The organism is Klebsiella quasivariicola (assembly GCF_002269255.1).
In the GTDB taxonomy this organism is placed as follows: Bacteria; Pseudomonadota; Gammaproteobacteria; order Enterobacterales; family Enterobacteriaceae; genus Klebsiella; species Klebsiella quasivariicola.
This window is the reverse complement of record NZ_CP022823.1, coordinates 2,701,853-2,721,653: the sequence shown is the minus strand read 5'-3', so window position 1 is coordinate 2,721,653 and position 19,801 is coordinate 2,701,853. Positions and strand designations below refer to the sequence as shown.

At 62.9% G+C, this 19,801-nt stretch carries 19 protein-coding genes; 14 read left to right on the top strand and 5 right to left on the bottom strand.

Annotated features, from left to right (window positions below):
- Nucleotides 1–17: 17 nt before the first annotated feature.
- The 7 genes from tenA (at nt 18) to B8P98_RS13540 (ending at nt 7,405) form a co-directional block, all read left to right on the top strand.
- A complete protein-coding gene (gene tenA, locus B8P98_RS13570; RefSeq protein WP_025712413.1) occupies nt 18–713 on the top strand; it encodes a thiaminase II in 696 nt (231 codons plus the stop codon).
- Nucleotides 710–1,438 (top strand): ABC transporter ATP-binding protein, encoded by a 729-nt coding sequence (locus tag B8P98_RS13565; protein ID WP_025712412.1) that lies wholly within the window; start codon nt 710–712, stop codon nt 1,436–1,438. The genes tenA and B8P98_RS13565 overlap by 4 nt, the downstream gene beginning before the upstream one ends.
- Nucleotides 1,435–2,175, top strand: a complete 741-nt coding sequence (locus B8P98_RS13560) for an ABC transporter permease (RefSeq protein WP_042929341.1) — start codon at nt 1,435–1,437, stop codon at nt 2,173–2,175. The genes B8P98_RS13565 and B8P98_RS13560 overlap by 4 nt, the downstream gene beginning before the upstream one ends.
- A gap of 24 nt (nt 2,176–2,199) precedes the next feature.
- Nucleotides 2,200–3,135, top strand: a complete 936-nt coding sequence (locus B8P98_RS13555; protein WP_095033126.1) for an ABC transporter substrate-binding protein — start codon at nt 2,200–2,202, stop codon at nt 3,133–3,135.
- Between the two features lie 306 nt (nt 3,136–3,441).
- Complete coding sequence (locus B8P98_RS13550; RefSeq protein WP_025712409.1) at nt 3,442–4,827, top strand: diaminobutyrate--2-oxoglutarate transaminase; 1,386 nt, start codon at nt 3,442–3,444, stop codon at nt 4,825–4,827.
- 9 nt (nt 4,828–4,836) lie between these two features.
- Nucleotides 4,837–6,318 carry a pyridoxal phosphate-dependent decarboxylase family protein gene (locus B8P98_RS13545; protein WP_165931797.1) on the top strand — a complete coding sequence of 494 codons (1,482 nt, stop codon included), beginning with the start codon at nt 4,837–4,839 and terminating at the stop codon, nt 6,316–6,318.
- Nucleotides 6,319–6,511: 193 nt separating this feature from the next.
- Nucleotides 6,512–7,405 (top strand): LysR substrate-binding domain-containing protein, encoded by an 894-nt coding sequence (locus B8P98_RS13540; protein WP_025712407.1) that lies wholly within the window; start codon nt 6,512–6,514, stop codon nt 7,403–7,405.
- Between the two features lie 241 nt (nt 7,406–7,646).
- Here the strand turns inward: B8P98_RS13540 and B8P98_RS13535 are convergent, their stop codons facing one another.
- The 4 genes from B8P98_RS13535 to B8P98_RS13520 all read right to left on the bottom strand — a co-directional run bounded on the left by B8P98_RS13535 (nt 7,647) and on the right by B8P98_RS13520 (nt 12,099).
- Nucleotides 7,647–8,837, bottom strand: coding sequence for a cytochrome c biogenesis protein/redoxin (locus B8P98_RS13535; protein ID WP_080924076.1), 1,191 nt, complete (start codon nt 8,835–8,837; stop codon nt 7,647–7,649).
- A 102-nt stretch (nt 8,838–8,939) separates the two neighbouring features.
- Nucleotides 8,940–10,283: a sensor histidine kinase gene (locus B8P98_RS13530; RefSeq protein WP_025712405.1), complete on the bottom strand. Its 1,344-nt coding sequence runs from the start codon at nt 10,281–10,283 to the stop codon at nt 8,940–8,942.
- Nucleotides 10,280–11,020 carry a response regulator gene (locus B8P98_RS13525; RefSeq protein WP_025712404.1) on the bottom strand — a complete coding sequence of 247 codons (741 nt, stop codon included), beginning with the start codon at nt 11,018–11,020 and terminating at the stop codon, nt 10,280–10,282. Before B8P98_RS13525 ends, B8P98_RS13530 begins: the two co-directional genes overlap by 4 nt.
- An 86-nt stretch (nt 11,021–11,106) precedes the next feature.
- Nucleotides 11,107–12,099 (bottom strand): alpha/beta fold hydrolase, encoded by a 993-nt coding sequence (locus B8P98_RS13520; RefSeq protein ID WP_095033125.1) that lies wholly within the window; start codon nt 12,097–12,099, stop codon nt 11,107–11,109.
- A gap of 243 nt (nt 12,100–12,342) precedes the next feature.
- On the opposite strand from B8P98_RS13520, the gene B8P98_RS13515 reads away from it, so the two are divergent.
- From B8P98_RS13515 to pqqF, 7 genes are all read left to right on the top strand, one after another.
- Nucleotides 12,343–13,356, top strand: a complete 1,014-nt coding sequence (locus B8P98_RS13515; protein WP_087806219.1) for a dipeptidase — start codon at nt 12,343–12,345, stop codon at nt 13,354–13,356.
- A 141-nt stretch (nt 13,357–13,497) separates the two neighbouring features.
- Entirely contained in the window at nt 13,498–13,569 is a 72-nt protein-coding gene (pqqA, locus tag B8P98_RS13510; RefSeq protein ID WP_002905689.1) for a pyrroloquinoline quinone precursor peptide PqqA, read from the top strand.
- Between the two features lie 54 nt (nt 13,570–13,623).
- Nucleotides 13,624–14,550: a pyrroloquinoline quinone biosynthesis protein PqqB gene (gene pqqB, locus B8P98_RS13505; RefSeq protein WP_025712401.1), complete on the top strand. Its 927-nt coding sequence runs from the start codon at nt 13,624–13,626 to the stop codon at nt 14,548–14,550.
- A complete protein-coding gene (pqqC, locus tag B8P98_RS13500) occupies nt 14,544–15,299 on the top strand; it encodes a pyrroloquinoline-quinone synthase PqqC (RefSeq protein WP_025712400.1) in 756 nt (251 codons plus the stop codon). Before pqqB ends, pqqC begins: the two co-directional genes overlap by 7 nt.
- Before the next feature lie 2 nt (nt 15,300–15,301).
- Nucleotides 15,302–15,580, top strand: a complete 279-nt coding sequence (gene pqqD, locus B8P98_RS13495) for a pyrroloquinoline quinone biosynthesis peptide chaperone PqqD (RefSeq protein WP_008804779.1) — start codon at nt 15,302–15,304, stop codon at nt 15,578–15,580.
- Nucleotides 15,567–16,709 (top strand): pyrroloquinoline quinone biosynthesis protein PqqE, encoded by a 1,143-nt coding sequence (gene pqqE, locus B8P98_RS13490; protein ID WP_080897786.1) that lies wholly within the window; start codon nt 15,567–15,569, stop codon nt 16,707–16,709. The genes pqqD and pqqE overlap by 14 nt, the downstream gene beginning before the upstream one ends.
- Nucleotides 16,709–18,994: a pyrroloquinoline quinone biosynthesis protein PqqF gene (gene pqqF / locus B8P98_RS13485; RefSeq protein ID WP_095033124.1), complete on the top strand. Its 2,286-nt coding sequence runs from the start codon at nt 16,709–16,711 to the stop codon at nt 18,992–18,994. Before pqqE ends, pqqF begins: the two co-directional genes overlap by 1 nt.
- On the opposite strand, the gene B8P98_RS13480 is transcribed toward pqqF, so the two are convergent.
- Nucleotides 18,991–19,728, bottom strand: a complete 738-nt coding sequence (locus B8P98_RS13480) for a glutamine amidotransferase (RefSeq protein ID WP_080897784.1) — start codon at nt 19,726–19,728, stop codon at nt 18,991–18,993. The two genes, pqqF and B8P98_RS13480, sit on opposite strands and share 4 nt — an antisense overlap.
- Nucleotides 19,729–19,801: the final 73 nt, after the last annotated feature.

Here is a 19,801-nt window from a genome sequence, read left to right as displayed (position 1 = left end):
GAATGACTGGAGGTCCTGTGATTGTTCCCGCGTTTAGCCATGGCCTGTATGGCCGTTTACGCCAGCTTGCCGCCGCTGACTGGCAGCACTATGTGGCGCATCCTTTCGTCCAGCAGCTTGCTGACGGCACTCTGGCGGAGAGCGCGTTTCGTCGCTATCTGACTCAGGATTATCTGTTTCTGATCCACTTTGCCCGCAGCTACGCGCTGCTGGTGAGTAAACTGCGCACGCTGCCGGAGATGCGGGCCGCGGCCGCCTCAATGAACGCCATCCTCAATGAACTGCCGCTGCACGTCGGCTACTGCGCCCAGTGGGGCATCAGCGAGCAGGAGATGGCTGCCCAGCCTGAAGCGCCGGAAACCGTCAACTACACCCGCTACGTGCTGGACGTTGGCCATTCAGGCGACGCCCTGGATCTGCTGGTCGCCCTGATGCCCTGCGTGGCGGGCTATGCGGAAATCGGCCTCGGCCTGCTGCGTCACCCTACCACCCGGTTAACCGATAACCCCTACGCCTCATGGATCCGCAACTATGGTGATGAAGATTATCTGCAGGGCGTTAGCGCCGCGCTGGCGCTGCTGGAAACCGTGTGGCAGCAGCGCGGGAGCGAGGCCCGTCTCACTGAGCTGAGCGAGATCTTCACCACCGCGACCCGGCTTGAAGCACAGTTCTGGCAGATGGGCCTGAACGCGGCGGCGGAGGCCCGGGCGTGACGGCGCCGGGTATCGAGATCCGCGGCCTGAGCCTGCGCTTCGGCGATCGGCAGCTGTTCGATAACCTGTCGTTGACGCTTCCCGGGGGCCAGTGGGTGTCGCTGCTCGGCGCCAGCGGGGCCGGCAAAACCAGCCTGCTGCGGATAATTGCCGGTCTGGCGCCCGCCACCGGCGGAGAAGTGGTCGCCAGCGATGGGCAGCCGATTCAGGGCCGTCTGGCGTGGATGGGGCAGAAAGATCTGCTCTATCCCTGGCTGAGCGTCCGGGAGAATGTCGCCCTCGGCGCACGGCTGCGGGGGGAAAAAGTGGACCACAACCGGGTCGCCACCCTGCTTGAGCAGGTGGAACTCACCCCCTGCGCCGACGCCCGGCCGGCAACCCTCTCCGGCGGTATGCGTCAGCGCGCCGCGCTGGCCCGCACCCTGTATGAGGATCGCCCCATCGTGCTGATGGATGAGCCTTTCTCGGCGCTGGACACCCTCACCCGCACGCGCATTCAGACCCTGGCGGCCACTCTGCTGACGGGGCGCACGGTGGTGCTGATCACCCACGATCCGCTGGAAGCCTGCCGGCTAAGCCACCGCCTGCTGGTGCTGTCGACGGCAGACGGCGACATCGATGACAGCCATCACCTCGCCGGCACGCCTCCGCGCGCACCGGATGCCCCCGACCTGTTGGTCGCCCAGGCGGCATTGCTGCAGCAGCTGATGAGGGCGCATCCATGAACGGACGTCTCTGGCGCGGGGGCATGGTGTTCTGCGGGCTGATGATCCTCTGGGGGCTGGCCAGCCGCAGCGGCATCCCTCACTTTCTTTTACCCTCCCCGACGGCAGTCGCCGAGGCGCTTTGGGTTAATCGCGCCTATCTTGGCTGGCACACGCTTATCACCCTCAGTGAGATCCTGTGCGGACTGGTGTTGGGGGTTGCGCTCGGCGTCACGCTGGCGCTGGGCATGATCCTCTCTCCGCGCCTGCAGCGCTGGCTGATGCCGCTGGTGCTCACCAGTCAGGCGATCCCGGTCTTTGCCCTCGCCCCGCTGCTGGTGCTGTGGCTGGGGTTTGGTATGAGCGCCAAAGTGGCGATGGCGGTGCTGGTAATTTTCTTTCCGGTGACTTCCGCTTTCTTTGACGGCCTGCGGCGGGTCAACCACGAGTATCTCGATCTGGCGCGCAGCATGAACGCTTCCTTCGGCGCTCAGCTGCGCCATGTCCGGCTGATGGCCGCCCTGCCAGCGCTGGGCTCCGGCCTGCGCATGGCGGCGGCGGTGGCGCCCATCGGCGCGATTATCGGCGAATGGGTCGGCTCTGCCGAAGGGCTGGGCTACGTGATGCTCAATGCCAACGCCCGGCTGCAAACCGATGTCTGCTTTGCCGCGCTGTTTATTTTAGTGCTGCTGACCATTCTGCTATGGCTGGCGGTGGACACCCTGCTGCACCGGCTGATCGACTGGTCGCCGGAATAAAAATGAAGTAATAAAGGAAAACAGATGAAAAAGTCGCTTTTCGCCGGGGCAACCCTGACGGCCCTGTTCAGCGCTCACGTGCTGGCCAATGAACCGCTGACGCTGGTGCTGGACTGGTACATTAACCCCGACCATGCGCCGATTATGGTGGCCGAGCAGATCGGCGCCTTTAAGGCCCAGGGGCTGGACGTCAAGATTGTTCCCCCTTCAGACCCGGCGCTGCCTCCGCGCCTGGTGGCCGCCCGCCAGGCGGACCTGGCTATTACCTACCAGCCACAGGTCCACTTCTTCGCCGACGAAGGGTTACCGCTGGTGCGTGTGGGCACGCTGATCAACTCGCCGCTGAACACGGTGATCGCTCTCAATAAGCAGATCAAAACCCCGGCAGATCTGCAAGGCAAAAAAGTGGGCTACTCGGTCAGCGGCATTGAGCAGGCCACCCTGGCGACCATGGCGCAACATGCCGGTATCGATCCGGCCAGTATCAAACTGGTTAACGTCAATTTCCAGCTGACCAGCGCCCTGCTGGCGGGCCAGGTGGATGCGGTCATTGGCGGCTACCGTAATATAGAAGCGCAGGAGCTGAAGCTGCAGGGCAAAACGCCGGTAGTGATGAACGTCGAAGATTACGGCGTGCCGGCCTATGACGAACTGGTGATTGTCGCGAATCGCGACGCTATCCATGAGGCGAAGATCCGTAAATTCCTCACTGCCCTGCAGGCCGGGGTGAGCTATCTGCGCGCCCATCCGCAGGAAAGCTGGGAGGCGTTTGCCGCCGCCCACCCGGAGCTGAAGACCGAGCTTAACCACCAGGCGTGGCTGCAAACCGTGCCGCTGTTCGCCACCGCTCCGGCGGCGCTGGATAAAGCGCGCTACGACGCTTACGAACAGTTTTTATATAACAATAAGTTGGTGAAAAAAGTTACACCTTTAACAAATTATGCGGTGGAACTGCATTGAGACTTGCTATCGCTGACGGAACGCATTCCGTCAGCGCGTTAACCCAACGGCAATAAAAATATAGAGACTTTCTCACTAATAATTACACTTTTAAGGGTTATCATGACGCGGAAGTGTTCTATTATAATTCAGTGAGTTACGTTAATTTTTACCCCCATAAGAATAACGTCAAAATAACGTAATCAATAAAACGTTGAATGCGGATTTAAAAAGCCATATATTGTGCGCGCTTTATGAATGCCAATTCAATTCCTTAGACCAATTATTCAACCAGCATTCAACCGCAATGCTGGTTGTGGGAGTGATATGATGACGGATAAAGTCCGTATTGATACTTTACGTGCCGATTTATTAGACGCAAACAACGAAACCTTTTTGGCCCGTCAGGCCGAATTCGAATCGAATGTCAGGAGTTACCCGCGTAAGTTACCGCTGGCTATCACTAAAGCTGAAGGCGTGTGGCTGACGGATGCGGATAACAAACAGTACCTCGACTGCCTCGCGGGCGCCGGTACTCTCGCTCTGGGCCACAACCACCCTGATGTATTGCAGAGCATCCAAAGTGTCATTACCAGCGGCTTGCCGTTACATACCCTCGATCTGACTACCCCGTTAAAAGATCGTTTCTCCGAATACCTGCTCTCTTGCCTGCCGGGCGAAGGGAAAGAGTATTGCCTGCAGTTCACCGGTCCTTCCGGCGCTGACGCCGTGGAAGCCGCGCTGAAACTGGCAAAAAAATACACTGGCCGTACGGCGGTGATCAGCTTCTCCGGCGGCTATCACGGGATGACCCATGGCGCGCTGTCCGTGACTGGCAACCTGTCGCCGAAAGCGGCGGTTAACGGCATGATGCCGGAAGTCCAGTTCATGCCTTACCCGCACCTGTACCGCTGCCCGCTGGGCATCGGCGGCGAAGCCGGCGTGAAAGCCCTGACCTACTACTTCGAAAACCTGATCAACGACGTGGAAAGCGGCGTGCGTAAACCGGCGGCGGTGATCCTTGAAGCCGTTCAGGGTGAAGGCGGCGTGAACCCGGCGCCGGTTGAGTGGCTGCAGCGCATCCGCAAAGTGACCGAAGAGCATGGCATTCTGCTGATCGTCGATGAAGTGCAGGCCGGCTTTGCCCGTACCGGTAAATTCTTCGCCTTCGAACACGCCGGGATCCAGCCGGACATCATCGTGATGTCGAAAGCGGTTGGCGGCGGTCTGCCGATGGCCGTGCTGGGCATTAAAAAGCAGTTCGACGCCTGGGAACCGGGTCACCACACCGGCACCTTCCGCGGCAACCAGCTGGCGATGGCTACCGGCCTGACCACCCTGCGTCACCTGCGCGACAACAAGATCGCCGACAAAGTCGCCTCCCAGGGCGAGTGGCTGAAAGGCAAACTGGCTGAGCTACAGAAGCGCTACCCGGTGATTGGCCACGTTCGCGGTCTTGGTCTGATGATCGGTATCGAAATCGTCAAGCCGAACGAAGCGCAGGATCACATGGGCTGCTACCCGGCTGATGGCGAACTTTCTGCCCTGCTGCAGAAGAAATGCTTCGAAGCTGGCCTGATCCTTGAGCGCGGTGGTCGTCACGGCTGCGTGCTGCGCCTGCTGCCGTCCCTGCTGATCAGCAACGCGGAACTGGACGTGTTCCTCGACAAATTTGAACAGGCCCTGCTGGCCGCCGGCGTAAAACCGGTCTGAGTGGAGTAAGTGACCACCATGTCCACATTGAATCCGATTCTTGCTGGTTCGGCGCAGAGCATTGAGGCCTATCAGCAGGTTATCGACCAGACCAGTCAGGCCGTTGTGCAGTGGCTGAAGCAACCTGAGATGTATCAGGGGAAAAGCGTTGACGAACTGCGTGAACGTATCTCCCTTGAATTTAACGAACAGGGTCTGGGTAACCAGGCGGCGATTGACCGTGCGATTGAGTACTTCCTGAAAGACAGCCTGTCGGTGCATCACCCGCAGTGCGTGGCGCACCTGCACTGTCCGAGCCTGGTGATTAGCCAGGCGGCGGAAGTGTTGATCAACGCCACCAACCAGAGCATGGACTCCTGGGACCAGAGCCCGTCGGCAACCATCATTGAGATGAAGCTGATCGAATGGCTGCGCGCCCGGGTCGGTTATCCGGCTGGCGACGCCGGCGTCTTCACCAGCGGCGGCACCCAGAGCAACCTGATGGGCCTGATGCTGGCGCGCGACGCCTTCTTCGCCCGTCAGGGACACTCCATCCAGCAGGATGGGCTGCCGGGAGATATCCGCAAGTACAAAGTGTTGTGCTCGGAAAACGCCCACTTCTCGGTGCAGAAGAACATGGCGCTGATGGGCCTCGGCTACCGCTCGGTAACGCTGGTGAAAACCGACGAATTCGCGCGGATGGACGTGACCGATCTGAAAGCGAAGATTGCGCAAGCGCAGGCTAACGGCGAGCAGATCATGGCGATCGTCGCCACCGCCGGGACCACCGACGCGGGGGCTATCGACCCGCTGCGCGACATCGCCGGTATCGCTGCGGAACATCAGATCTGGCTGCACGTTGACGCAGCCTGGGGCGGCGCCCTGCTGCTGTCTGAGCAGTATCGCGACTACCTTGACGGTCTGGAGCTGGTGGATTCCGTTACCCTGGACTTCCACAAGCAGTTCTTCCAGACCATCAGCTGCGGCGCCTTCCTGCTGAAGGACGCGCGCCATTACGAGCTGATGCGTTATCAGGCGGCCTATCTCAACTCCGAGTTCGATGAAGAGCATGGCGTACCGAACCTGGTGTCTAAGTCGCTGCAGACCACCCGCCGCTTCGATGCGCTGAAGCTGTGGATGGGCCTCGAAGCGCTGGGCCAGAAACAGTATGCGGCGATCATCGACCACGGCGTCACGATGGCGAAAAACGTGGCGGAGTACGTGAAGTCGCAGCCGATGCTGGAGCTGGTCATGCAGCCGCAGCTGGCGAGCGTGCTGTTCCGTTCCCGTCCGGCACAGATGGCCGGGAGCGACGCGGCGGCTATCGCCCTGCTCAACCAGCGCGTTGGCGACGCCCTGCTGGCGTCCGGTCGCGCTAACGTTGGCGTGACCGAGCACAACGGTGTCACCTGCCTGAAGCTGACCCTGCTGAACCCAGTGGTAACCCTGGATGACGTGAAGGTTCTGCTGAACCTGGTGGATCGCACCGCTCAGGAGCTGCTGGCGCAATAATCTGCCTTAGCGAGGCGGCGCCTGCCGCCCTGCTGCCAGCTATGCCTGCAACAAGCCGATAATATCCTTATCGGCTTTTTTTATTACTTTTCGCGCCACAGACGCTCACTTCGCAAGGCCCGTTGACCCCTGCCTCTCGCGATGCCACAGTACTATCCCGAAAATAACAATGTTCAGGATAAATATCCTGAAAATAAGGATGATGATGGAGAAACGCTTACCAGGGCTGGATCTCGACGCTCTGCGCAGCTTTGTGACCGGCATAGAGTGCGGTAGCTTCGCCCAGGCAGCGCTGCGCCTGTCGCGTTCCACCTCCGCGGTCAGCGCCCAGCTTAAAAAGCTGGAGAGCCAGTGCGGTGCGGCGCTGGTGGTTAAGCAAGGCCGACATCTTGCGCTGACGGCTGAAGGCGAAAAGCTGATGAGCTACGCCAGACGCCTGCTGGCGCTCAACGATGAAACCCTGCGTGCGCTGCAGGGCGAGCGGCTCACCGGCGAGATTCATCTGGGCATGCAGGAAGATTTCGGTGAGTCGCTGATGCCGGGGATCCTCGGGCAGTTTACTCGCCACCATCCGCAGGTGCGGATAGTTGCCAGGGTGGATCGCAATGGTCCGCTGCGTCAGGCGCTGGCGGAAGAGGCGCTGGATCTGGCGCTGCTGTGGCAAACCGAAGATCAGGGTCCCGGGCTGGGCCTCTGCCCGCTGGCGTGGATTGCGCATCCTGACCTGGATATTCGCGCTCTGCTGGCCTCCGGCGAGCCGCTGCCGCTGGTGATGTTCGACAGCCCGTGCCTGATGCGATCCCGCGCTATCGCCTGTCTCGATGCCGCGGAGATCCCCTGGCAGGTGGTGTTTGTCAGCCACAGCCTGAGCGGCATCTGGGCGGCGGTGCAGGCCGGGCTGGGCCTGACGATACGTACCCATATCGGTATGCCCGGCAATCTGCGCACCGCAGGAGGTCTGCTGCCAGCGCCAGGTAGCCTGGCCGTCAGCCTGCGACAAACCCCGCGTGAGGAGCACCATTCCGCCGCCGTGGCGCTGCTCGGCGAACTGATGACCGAGGCCCTGCAGGGGTGGCTCGACAGGTGACAGTGTCACGCCACTTCCATTCACCCTCACCCTAACCCTCTCCCTGCAGGGAGAGGGAACCGTCCGGCAGTCACCGGCGATGGGCACTCTGCGCCGTTCCCGCTTCAATGCCCGGTGGCGGCTGCGCCTTACCGGGCCGACATTCTCCCTGCGCGCTCCTGTAGGCCGGGCAAGCGCAGCGCCGCCCGGCATTGGGCTCAAGGGCTGGAGGGATCCGTCCGCCAGACGCCTGCGCCGCGGGTCAGGCTTTGCTCTCCTGCAGCAGTCGCTGGATCACCTGCTCCTGGCGGGCATAATCCCCTTCGCCGAAGGCGGTATAGCGCAGTTGTCCGCGAGCGTCGAAAATGTAATGCGCCGGCCAGTACTGATTGCCGAAGGCGTTCCAGATGGCGTACTCATTATCCGCCACCACCGGGTAGGTTATCCGCCAGTCCTTCACCGCCTGGCGCAGCAGAGGCAGCGAACGCTCCCAGGGATATTCCGGGGTATGAACGCCAATCACCACCAGGCCCGCCGCGCGGTATTTGTTCGCCCAGGCGCGCACGTAAGGCAGGGTATGCTGACAGTTGATACACTCCCGGGTCCAGAAATCCACCAGCACCACTTTGCCCTTCAGACGCTCCGGGGTTAACGCCGGGCTGTTGAGCCATGCGCTGCCTCCCGCCAGGGAGGGCATCGCGCTGGTGGGCTGCGGCGCAGCGATGGGCTGGAGGATGGTCTTTTGCTCCGGCTGCGGCAGACGGGCGGCCAGCCGTTGCTCCAGCGCCTGGCTCAGTCCTCCCGCACTTTGCAGATAGCGGTCGCCACCGCTGGCGATCAGCGCCACCGAGGCCAGCATCGCCAGCCCCGCCAGCCGGCGCAGCCGTTCGCCGAACGCCAGCCCGCGACGCAGTCGGGCGATCAATGCTGCACCACACCACCCCAGCAGGAATAACATCAGCGCCCCGCCGCTGCCGTAGGCCAGCAGTAACCCGCCAGTGGTCGCCTGGCCCGGATGAACAAAGCCCAGGCTGAGTATCGCCCCCAATACCGGCCCGGCGCACGGGGCCCACAGCAGGCCCACCGCCAGCCCGGCCAGCAGAGAACCGATCCAGCCGCGCTGGCGTGAGCTGGCGTCGTTAAGCTGATTCCCCAACGCCACCAGGGGGGAGGTCAGCCGCTGCGCGACGCGCTGCGAAAGCAGGCTCAGCCCGACCAGGGCGAAGAACGCCAGCGCCAGGCCGCGGCCTGCGAGGGTCAGATTCACCACCCAGCCGCTGGCGACCGTCACCAGCCAGGAAACCGCGCCGAACATCAGCGCCATTCCAGCCAGCATAATCGCCAGTTGCCCCCGGCGGCCCCGGACGCTGGCGAACAGCAGCGGGATCACCGGCAGCGTACAGGGGCTCAGCAGGGTTAACATTCCGCCCAAAAATGCAATGAATATCGACATCGCCTTCTCCTCATTATGCCGTCGCTGCCGAGAGTGACAGCCACGACATTACAGCAAGGGCGTGTATGGCGAATGTGTCGGGAAAGCGGGAGAATTGTCGGCTTAGTTATCCTTCTTCCCCGGAGATACAGCAGGATACAATCCCGCCGCGGCAAGGCGAACGCTGGCGTCCAGGCCGCCCTGCGGGCGGTTGGCCAGACGCAGCGTGCCGTTCATCTGGCTGACCAGCTGCGCAGCAATCGCCAGCCCCAGACCGGTGCCGCCGGTGTCGCGATTGCGCGAGTCCTCCAGGCGATAAAACGGCTGCAGCACCGCCTGTAGCGAGGCCTCCGGGATCCCCGGCCCCTCATCCAGCACATGGAGGGTGACATCCCCGCCGACGTCGCGGGTCAGGGTTATGGTGACCGTGGTGCCGAATTTCAGCCCATTATCGATAAGATTGGTCATCACCCGGCGCAGGGCCTGCGGCGGGATCCACACCACCCCGGCGGTCTCTTCGGGACAAAAACGCACCGGCCGGCCGACATCGGCATAATCGCAGACGATGGTGTCGAGAAAGGCGTCGAGGTTCAGCCGCTGGCGCGCCTCCGCCAGCGGCTGCGACGTGCGGGCGAAGGCGATGCCCTCCCGCACCAGACGGGTCATATTGTCGAGATCCTGCAGCAGCTTATCGCGCAGTTCCGGCTGGTCGGCCATCTCCACCCGCAGCTTCATTCGGGTGATCGGGGTTTGCAGATCGTGGGAGATGGCGGCGAGGATCCGCGCCCGCTCCTGCAGATGATCATGGATGCGCGCCTGCATCGCGTTAAACGCGCGGGCGGCACGGCGGACCTCTTCCGGCCCCTGCTCGGCCATGGTTCCCACCGTGTCGCTGGCCGGTTCAAGGGCATCCACTGCGCGGGTAAAGCGGGTGATGGGCAGCAACACCTGACGAACGGCATACCAGGCGCAGGCCAGCAGGAGGACAAACTGAGCGATCAGCACCACCGGCAGCCAGCGGGCGATGGCCGGTAGCTTCGGCCACAGATCGAGCGTCAACGGGGCGCCGTCGTGGAGGGTAATATGGGCCTGAATATGCTGCCGCGGGCCGGGGATCGCCACAATACTGACCGGATACTGCGCGCTCAGCGCCTCCTGCAGGGAGCGGGCCGCGTCCCGGGCGCGCCAGCTGTCCGGGTAATCGCCGCGTTCGCCGGCGTCCAGCTGGTAGCGGTAGTTGCCGCGCGCCAGCTTTGGCAGCCATTGCGGGCGCTCAGCGGCCGGCAGACGGTCGAGGATCGCCACGCTGGTGGCGACATCGGAAGCCAGGTTGCCCAGCATCACGCTGCGGGCGCTGCTCATACGCTCATAAAACAGCAGCGACAGGGTTAAGGTATTCGCCAGCAGCAGCGCCAGAAACAGCAGCGCCATCAGCCGCGACTGCAGCGAGGCGGGCCAGAACCTCATTCATGCCTCTCGCGGATGGAGACCGGCACCGACAGCACATAGCCTTCGCTACGCACCGTCTTAATGTAGGCCGGCTCGCGGGCATCCTCCCGCAGGCGCTGACGCAGTCGGCTCACCAGCAGGTCAATCGACCGTTCAAACAGTTCCGCGTCGCGTCCCTGGGTCAGATTCAGCAGCTGATCGCGGTTCAGCACCCGCTGGGGGTGGTCGAGAAACACCCGCAGCAGCCGATACTCCGCCCCGCTGAGGGCGACGATGGCGCCGCTGTCATCCAGCAGGTGGCGGGCGGCAGTGTCGAGCAGCCAGTCGCCAAAGGCGATCAGTCTGCCCGCCTCGGTGATCTGCAGATTGGGCGGCAGCGCCCGGGTGCGGCGTAAAATGGCTTTGATGCGCGCCAGCAGTTCGCGGGCCACAAAGGGTTTAATCAGATAATCGTCAGCCCCCATTTCCAGGCCGAGGATCCGGTCACTGTCGTCGGTGCGGGCGGTGAGCATCAGCACCGGAATATCCTGCTGCGGGTTGGCGCGCAGCTGGCGGCAGAGCGTTAAGCCGTCCTCGCCCGGCATCATGATATCCAGCACAATCAGGTCAATTTGATGATTTTTGAGCACCGACCACATGGCTTTGCCGTTCGCCGCGCCGCTGGCGCGATATCCCGATTTTTCCAGATAGTCGACAATCAGTTCCCGAATATCGCGGTCGTCATCGACGACCAGGATGTGGTCAATACGCGCCAAAGGCTGCTCCTGCGGCAAAATTAACTCTTCACAAGCATAAGCCGTGTTGCCGGAAGCGCAACGTCGCGCCGCCGGCAAGGCGCGGATTACAAACGGTCGGCGTCCACCACCGCCTGGACAAAGTCTGCCGGGTCCTCCTGCGGCGGATTATGGCCCACCGCCCCCTGCAGATCCCGGTGTTCGTATTTCCCGGTAAATTTAGCCCGATAGCTGGCGGGAGCCGGATGCGGCGCGCCGTTATTCGCCCCTTCAAGGGTGATGGTGGGCACGGTTATCGGCGGCAGCGCCGCCAGCCGTTGTTCATAGCCGGCATACTTCGCTTCCCCCTTCTCCAGCCCCAGGCGCCAGCGGTAGTTGCTGATGGTGATCGCCACGTGGTCCGGGTTATCCAGCGCCCGGGCGGTTTTGGCAAAGGTCGCATCGCTGAATTGCCACTGCGGCGACGCCTGATGCCAGATAAATTTCGCAAAGTCGTGGGTGTTCTGCCGGTAACCGGCTTCGCCGCGCGGGGTGGCAAAATAGAACTGATACCACCACGACAGCTCCGCCTGCGGCGGCAGCGGTTTTTCGCCAATCTGCTGACTGCTGATCAGATACCCGCTCACCGAGACCAGGGATTTCACCCGCTGCGGCCACAGCGCGGCGACGATATCCGCCGTGCGCGCGCCCCAGTCAAAGCCGGCCAGATCCGCCTGCCTGATGTTCAGGGCGTCCATCAGATGGACAATATCGGCCGCCATCGCCGACGGCTGACCGTTACGCGGCGTGCTGGCGGAGAGGAAACGGGTCGTGCCGTAGCCGCGCAGATACGGAACAATGACCCGGTAACCCTTCTGCGCTAAAGCCGGCGCCACCTGGGCATAGCTCTGAATATCGTAGGGCCAGCCGTGCAGCAGGATCACCGGCTGGCCGTCGCGCGGGCCGATATCCACATAGCCCATATTCAGGTCGCCGGCGCGGATCTGGTGGATCTTGTCGAACGCCCCCGCATCTTCAGCGGCGCAAACGGCGGCGGACCACAGGGTGGATAACCCCAGCGCCGCGGCGCTGGTAAACCGGATCAGGGATAATCTGTTCATCGTTTTCTCACCTTTTATCGTCATCAAGAGAGTACGTGACCAGTAAAACGGAAATTTGTATCCGCCATGTGCCCGACCGGGGCCATTTTTATCTCTTAATGTCAGCGCTGCGCCGCGAGATACAGTGTGATACAAAGTCGAGGTTGGCAATTGTTGCGGGCATGTGAATTTATGCTTGCCCCGGGAGATAAATCCGTTACCGTGGCAGGCATTTTTCACCACTTAAGAACGCAGGAACCCGCTATGGCGATTTTTGATGGTCACAATGACCTGCTGCTGAATCTCTGGCTTCACCATCGTGAGGATCCGGTGAGCGCCTTCTTTACCGGGATAGAAAACGGCCATCTCGACTTTCCGCGTATCCGCCAGGGCGGGCTGGCCGGCGGCCTGTTCGCCCTCTTTGTGCCGCCGCAGGAGTATATTGCCCGCGTGGCGCCACAGTACGCCAGTCAGGCGTGGGAACCGCTGGCGATCCTCTGGCAGCAGCTGGCTATTCTCAAGGCGATTTGCGCCCACGATACCGACCGCGCGCGGCTGTGCCTGAGCGCGGCGGATATTGAACGCTGTCGGCAGGATAACGCGCTGGCGATGGTGGCGCACATCGAAGGCGCTGGCGGGTTCGACGCGCAAGGCGACGATCTGCAGGCCTTTTATCGCGCCGGGGTGCGCAGCATCGGTCCGTTCTGGAACATCGCCAATCGCTTCGGCTGCGGGGTCACCGGCGCCTTTCCCGGCAGCCCGGACAGCGGCCCGGGTCTTACCCGCGAGGGCATTGCGCTCATCACTCAGGCCAACGCCCTGAAGATGCAGATCGATGTTTCGCATATGAACGAGCAGGCTTTTTGGGATACCGCCCGCCACTCCACCGCCCCGCTGGTGGCCACCCACTCCAATGCCCACGCCCTGTGCCCGCAGCCGCGCAATCTTACCGACCGGCAACTGCGGGCGATCCGCGACAGCGGCGGCGTGGTGGGCGTCAATTTCGGCAATGCCTTCCTGCGCGCCGACGGCCGGCGCGACAGCGACACACCCTTAACCACCATTGTCCGGCATATCGACTATCTTATTAACATAATGGGTGAGGATCATGTGGCTCTCGGCTCGGATTTCGACGGCATCACCCTGCCGGACGAGCTGGGCGATGTGGCCGGCTTACCGCGGCTTATCAATGCCTTGCGGGACAATGGCTATGATCAATTGGTGCTGGATAAGCTGCGGTGGAGCAACTGGCTGCGGGTATTAAAAAATGTTTGGTAACAATAGGTTATATTGTAAACATAAAGTTAATTCCTTACATATTCCGGGTTGATCTCTCTCCCGGTGAAGCGCAATATGCGGCGGCCGTCACAGATCGACTATGATTCGTGAGGCCTGTCTCATTTTTAGGAGGAACAAAACATGTGGAAGAAACCTGCTTTTATCGATTTACGTCTCGGTCTGGAAGTGACGCTGTACATTTCTAACCGCTAATCGCCCCGCCCGCCGTTCGCGCGGGCACCTTCATTCATTACCCGGTCCGTCTTCATGTTCATTAAAGTCCTCGGCTCCGCCGCTGGCGGCGGTTTCCCACAATGGAACTGCAACTGCGCCAACTGTCAGGGCCTGCGCAACGGCACCATTCAGGCCACCGCCCGCACCCAGTCGTCGATCATCGTCAGCGATAACGGCAAAGAGTGGGTACTGTGCAACGCCTCGCCGGATATCAGCCAGCAGATTGCTCATACCCCCGAGTTAAATAACCCCGGCGTGCTGCGCGGGACGCATATCGGCGGCATTATTCTCACCGACAGCCAGATCGACCACACCACCGGATTGCTGAGCCTGCGCGAGGGCTGCCCGCACCAGGTGTGGTGCACGCCGGAAGTTCATGAGGATCTCTCCACTGGCTTCCCGGTGTTTACCATGCTGCGACACTGGAACGGCGGCCTGGTGCATCACCCCATCGCCCCGCAGCAGCCTTTTACCGTTGACGCCTGTCCTGATTTGCAGTTTACCGCGGTGCCTATCGCCAGCAACGCGCCGCCCTATTCGCCGTATCGCGACCGGCCGCTGCCGGGCCATAACGTAGCGCTGTTTATCGAAAACCGCCGCAACGGCCAGACGCTGTTCTATGCGCCGGGGCTGGGTGAGCCGGATGAAGCCCTTCTGCCGTGGCTGCAAAAAGCGGACTGTCTGCTGATCGATGGCACCGTCTGGCAGGATGACGAACTGCAGGCCGCCGGCGTCGGGCGCAATACCGGCCGCGATATGGGCCACCTGGCGCTCGGCGATGAGCACGGGATGATGGCCCTGCTGGCCTCCCTGCCGGCAAAACGCAAAATTCTCATTCATATTAATAACACCAACCCGATCCTTAACGAGCAGTCTCCCCAGCGCCAGGCGCTGACGCAACAGGGGATTGAAGTGAGCTGGGACGGGATGGCAATCACCCTTCAGGATACCGCATGCTGATCACCGACACGCTGTCGCCGCAGGCCTTTGAAGAGGCCCTGCGGGCCAAAGGCGCCTTCTACCATATTCACCACCCGTACCACATCGCCATGCACAACGGCGACGCGACCCGCGAGCAAATTCAGGGCTGGGTGGCGAACCGGTTTTATTACCAGACCACCATCCCGCTGAAAGACGCGGCGATTATGGCCAACTGCCCGGATGCACAGACCCGGCGTAAATGGGTGCAGCGGATCCTCGACCACGATGGCAGCCACGGCGAGGATGGCGGGATTGAAGCCTGGCTGCGGCTGGGGGAAGCGGTCGGGCTGAGCCGCGACGATCTGCTCAGCGAGCGCCACGTGCTGCCCGGCGTGCGCTTCGCGGTGGATGCCTATCTTAACTTCGCCCGTCGCGCCTGCTGGCAGGAGGCGGCCTGCAGCTCCCTGACCGAGCTGTTCGCCCCGCAGATCCATCAGTCGCGCCTCGACAGCTGGCCGCAGCACTATCCGTGGATCAAAGAGGAAGGCTATTTTTACTTCCGCAGTCGTCTGAGCCAGGCCAACCGCGACGTTGAGCATGGTCTGGCGCTGGCGAAGACCTACTGCGACAGCGCGGAAAAACAGAACCGGATGCTGGAGATCCTGCAGTTTAAGCTCGACATTCTGTGGTCGATGCTCGATGCCATGACCATGGCCTACGCTCTGCAGCGCCCGCCCTATCATACGGTCACCGACAAGGCGGCCTGGCACACGACCCGACTGGTGTAACCATGCAAAAAACCTCCATCGTCGCCTTTCGTCGCGGCTACCGCCTGCAGTGGGAAGCTGCCCAGGAGAGCCATGTGATCCTCTATCCGGAGGGAATGGCCAAACTCAATGAGACCGCCGCGGCGATCCTCGAGCTGGTCGATGGCCGGCGCGACGTCGCGGCGATTATCGCCATGCTTAACGAACGTTTCCCGGAAGCCGGCGGCGTCGATGACGACGTCGTCGAGTTCCTGCAGATCGCCTGTCAACAGAAGTGGATCACCTGCCGTGAGCCAGAATAAACCCGCCGTCAATCCGCCGCTGTGGCTGCTGGCGGAGCTGACCTACCGCTGCCCGCTGCAGTGTCCCTACTGTTCCAATCCGCTGGACTTCGCCCGGCAGGATAAGGAGCTGACCACCGAACAATGGATCGAGGTCTTTCGCCAGGCGCGGGCGATGGGCAGCGTACAGCTGGGCTTTTCCGGCGGCGAGCCGCTGACCCGTAAAGATCTGCCGGAGCTGATCCGCGCCGCGCGCGACCTCGGGTTCTATACCAACCTGATCACCTCGGGAATTGGGTTAACCGAGAGCAAGCTCGACGCCTTCAGCGAGGCCGGGCTGGACCATATCCAGATTAGCTTCCAGGCCAGCGATGAGGTGCTCAACGCCGCTCTTGCCGGCAACAAGAAAGCCTTCCAGCAGAAGCTGGCGATGGCCAGAGCGGTGAAAGCGCGCGACTACCCAATGGTGCTCAACTTCGTCCTCCACCGGCATAACATCGACCAGCTCGATAAAATTATCGAGCTGTGCATTGAGCTGGAGGCCGATGACGTCGAGCTGGCCACCTGCCAGTTCTACGGCTGGGCGTTTCTTAATCGCGAGGGGTTACTGCCGACCCGGGAACAGATCGCCCGCGCCGAGCGGGTGGTCGCCGATTACCGGCAGAAAATGGCCGCCAGCGGCAACCTCACCAACCTGCTGTTCGTCACCCCGGACTATTACGAGGAGCGGCCGAAAGGCTGCATGGGCGGCTGGGGATCGATTTTTCTCAGCGTCACCCCGGAAGGCACCGCCCTGCCGTGCCACAGCGCGCGCCAGCTGCCGGTGGCGTTCCCGTCGGTGCTGGAGCAGAGTCTGGAATCGATCTGGTATGACTCGTTCGGCTTCAACCGTTATCGCGGGTATGACTGGATGCCGGAGCCGTGCCGCTCCTGTGATGAAAAAGAGAAAGACTTCGGCGGCTGCCGCTGTCAGGCCTTTATGCTGACCGGCAGCGCCGATAACGCCGATCCGGTGTGCAGCAAATCCCCGCATCATCACAAAATCCTTGAGGCCCGACGCGAAGCGGCCTGCAGCGACATCAAAGTCAGCCAGCTGCAGTTCCGCAACCGGGCCCGCTCACAGCTGATCTACAAAACCCGGAACCTGTAATGACCCTGGCGACCCGCACCATCACCCTGCCGGGCGGCCTGCAGGCCACCCTGGTGCATCAGCCGCAGGCCGTGCGCGCGGCGGCTCTGGCGCGGGTCGCCGCCGGCAGCCACCACGAGCCGTCGCACTTTCCCGGTCTGGCGCACCTGCTGGAACACCTGCTGTTTTACGGCGGTGAGCGCTACCAGGATGATGACCGACTGATGGGCTGGGTACCGCGCCAGGGCGGGAGCGTCAACGCTACCACCCTGGCCCGCCGCAGCGCGTTCTTCTTCGAGGTCGCCGCCGGGGACCTGGCGGAGGGCATGGCACGTCTGGGAGAGATGCTGCAGGCCCCGCGGCTGCTCAGGGACGATATTCAGCGCGAAGTGGCGGTGATTGATGCCGAATACCGCCTGATCCAGCAGCATGAGCCGTCGCGCCGGGAGGCCGCCGTGCGCCACGCCGTCATCGCGCCCGCGGCGTTTCGTCGCTTTCAGGTAGGCAGCGCTGACGCGCTGGCGGGCGATCTCCCTGCGTTGCAGGCAGCCTTACGCGATTTTCACCGCACCCATTACGTCGCCCGACGAATGCAGTTCTGGCTGCAGGGGCCGCAGTCGCTGGAGGCGCTCGGCGAGCTGGCGGCCCGTTTCGCCGCCGGGCTTGCCGCGGGCGAGGCTCCGCCGCCGGCGCCGCCGCTGCGCCTGGGCGAGTTCACTGCACTGCAGCTGGCGGTCTCCAGCCAGCCCGCGCTGTGGCGTTGCCCGCTGATCGCTTTAAGTGACAACGTCACGTTACTGCGCGAGTTTTTGCTGGATGAAGCCCCCGGCAGCCTGATGGCCGGCCTGCGCCAGCGCCGGCTGGCCGGGGATGTGGCGCTGAACTGGCTGTATCAGGATCGGCACCTCGGCTGGCTGGCGCTGGTCTTCGCCAGCGACCGGCCGGAAGAGGTCGACCGGCAGATAACCCACTGGCTGCAGGCGCTACAGCAAACGACGCCTGAGCAGCAGCAACACTACTATCAGCTGTCCCGGCGCCGTTTTCAGGCGCTGTCGCCCTTCGATCAGCTGCGCCAGCGGGCATTCGGCTTTGCCCCCGGGGCGCCGCCCACCGGGTTCGCCGATTTTTGCGCCGCCCTGCTGGCCGCCCCCGCGGTCAGCCTGACCTGCCAGACCGTTTCCCCGGGGGAGCCTGTTGCCACCCAGGGCTTTAGCCTGCCGCTCAGCCGCTGGTCGCCACGTCCGGTCACTGACCCGGCGCTGGCATTCGCTTTTTATCCGCAGGCCGCTGGCGAGCTCGTGGCCGAAAGCCCGGCGGAAGCCGCGCCACTGTGTCACCTCCTGTCACCGGGAGAGCCGCCGACGCTCGTGTTGCGACCGCCCTTCTACTGCTCGCCCACGCCGGCCAAAGGGCTGGCGCGCGGGGAACAGCTGCGCCCACTGCTTGCCGCCCTGCGCCACACCGGGGGACACGGCGAGTGGCATCTGTTCGACGGCAGCTGGCAGCTGATCCTGCAGCTGCCAGCTGCCGGCCAGCGCCCGGCGGCGATCCTGCAGGCCATCGTACGGCAGCTCGCGCTCCCGGTTGCCCCGCTGACCCCGCCGCCGGAGAGTATTGCGATCCGTCATCTCATGGCCCAGCTCCCCGAACGGCTGGATACGTCAGCGCACCAGGAAGGGTGGCTGGCGGCCCTGGTGGGCGGCAGCGCGGAAGATGCGCAGTGGGTAGCGCGTCAGCTGAGCCTGATTACCGCCCCGGTTAATCCGCCGATGCCCGCTCCGGCCCCCTGCCGCCGCGGCGTCGAACGTCTGGTTTATCCGGGAGGCGATACGGCGCTGCTGGTCTTTATTCCGCTGCCGGATGGCGCCTCGCTGGCGGCCCTGCGGCTGCTGGCGCAGCATTGTGAGCCGCTATTTTTCCAGCGCCTGCGGGTGGAGCAGCAGATTGGCTATGTGGTGAGCTGCCGCTATCAGCGGGTCGCCGATCGCGACGGGCTGCTGATGGCGCTCCAGTCCCCGGATCGCCGCGCCGGGGAATTGCTGCGCTGTGGTAAAGACTTTCTGCGCCAGCTGGCCCCCATGGATGAGGCGACCTTCAGACCGCTACAGCAGCGCCTGGCCGCCCAGGCCCGCGCCCGAATCGCCCCCGAGGAGCAGGCGCTGGACGCCCTGCGCCAGAGATATGGTTTACCGGTGGTGACGCCGCAGGCGGCTGACGCGCTGCGCGTTGCAGAGGTGGCCGCCCTGTGGCGCGAAATGACTCGCCGCCGTCGCCGCTGGCGGGTGCTGTTCACCAGTGGAAATTAATGGCCGGGGGCATCCGGGGTGAGAAAGGCGCTGACAAAACGCGTAAGGATCGCCGCGGCCTGCGGGCTCTCCTGCACCTCGTCGTGTAACCGTTGCGGGTCGATGCCCTCCGCCTGCAGCACCGCCTCCCGGTAGCGGATCAGTGAGCGGGCAACAGGCGCGGTGAATTCCGGGTGAAACTGCGTGGAGACGGCGTGCGGTCCGTAGCGCACAATCTGGTGGCGGTCGTGGGAGGATGCGGCCAGCACGGTAGCCCCCTCCGGCAAACGGGTCACGGTTTGCAAATGGCTCAAATGCGCGGGAAACGAGGCCGGCAGACCGCTCAGCAGCGGGTCGTCGACACCCCATGGCGACAAAGAAATGGTTTGGCTGCCGCTTTCCCGCCCGCCCGGATGATACGCCACCTCGCCGCCCAGCGCGTGGGCCATCAGCTGATGACCATAGCAAACGCCGAACAGCGGCATATCGATAGCCACCGCCTGACGGATCCAGTCGGCGGTCCGTTCGCTCCACGCCAGCCGATCGGTGACCATCGCCCACGAACCGGTCAGTATCGCCACGGTCTGGTTATCCGGCGCCGGCAGCGGTTCATCTTCAAACACCCGCACCGCGGTCAGCTGCGCCTGCCACGGCGCCAGCAGCGTGCGAAACCAGTGCGGCAGATCGCCATGCGCCTGGCGGATGGCCGTCGGCGGCGTGCCGGTCTGAACCAGCAGTAATCGGTTACGTGTCACCCTTCCCCCTCACTCCGGGTCATGTTCTCTGCGATCACTATGCCGCCGGGAAAACGACGGGACAAATAACCAA

Excerpts from the sequence above, each read along its gene's own strand:
- B8P98_RS13515 (WP_087806219.1), top strand. The coding sequence starts at position 12,343 with ATGGCGATTTTTGATGGTCACAATGACCTGCTGCTGAATCTCTGGCTT.
- pqqD (WP_008804779.1), top strand. The coding sequence starts at position 15,302 with ATGCAAAAAACCTCCATCGTCGCCTTTCGTCGCGGCTACCGCCTGCAG.
- B8P98_RS13550 (WP_025712409.1), top strand. The coding sequence starts at position 3,442 with ATGATGACGGATAAAGTCCGTATTGATACTTTACGTGCCGATTTATTA.
- pqqC (WP_025712400.1), top strand. The coding sequence starts at position 14,544 with ATGCTGATCACCGACACGCTGTCGCCGCAGGCCTTTGAAGAGGCCCTG.
- pqqF (WP_095033124.1), top strand. The coding sequence starts at position 16,709 with ATGACCCTGGCGACCCGCACCATCACCCTGCCGGGCGGCCTGCAGGCC.
- B8P98_RS13555 (WP_095033126.1), top strand. The coding sequence starts at position 2,200 with ATGAAAAAGTCGCTTTTCGCCGGGGCAACCCTGACGGCCCTGTTCAGC.
- B8P98_RS13520 (WP_095033125.1), bottom strand. The coding sequence starts at position 12,099 with ATGAACAGATTATCCCTGATCCGGTTTACCAGCGCCGCGGCGCTGGGG.
- B8P98_RS13560 (WP_042929341.1), top strand. The coding sequence starts at position 1,435 with ATGAACGGACGTCTCTGGCGCGGGGGCATGGTGTTCTGCGGGCTGATG.
- pqqB (WP_025712401.1), top strand. The coding sequence starts at position 13,624 with ATGTTCATTAAAGTCCTCGGCTCCGCCGCTGGCGGCGGTTTCCCACAA.
- B8P98_RS13530 (WP_025712405.1), bottom strand. The coding sequence starts at position 10,283 with ATGAGGTTCTGGCCCGCCTCGCTGCAGTCGCGGCTGATGGCGCTGCTG.
- B8P98_RS13535 (WP_080924076.1), bottom strand. The coding sequence starts at position 8,837 with ATGTCGATATTCATTGCATTTTTGGGCGGAATGTTAACCCTGCTGAGC.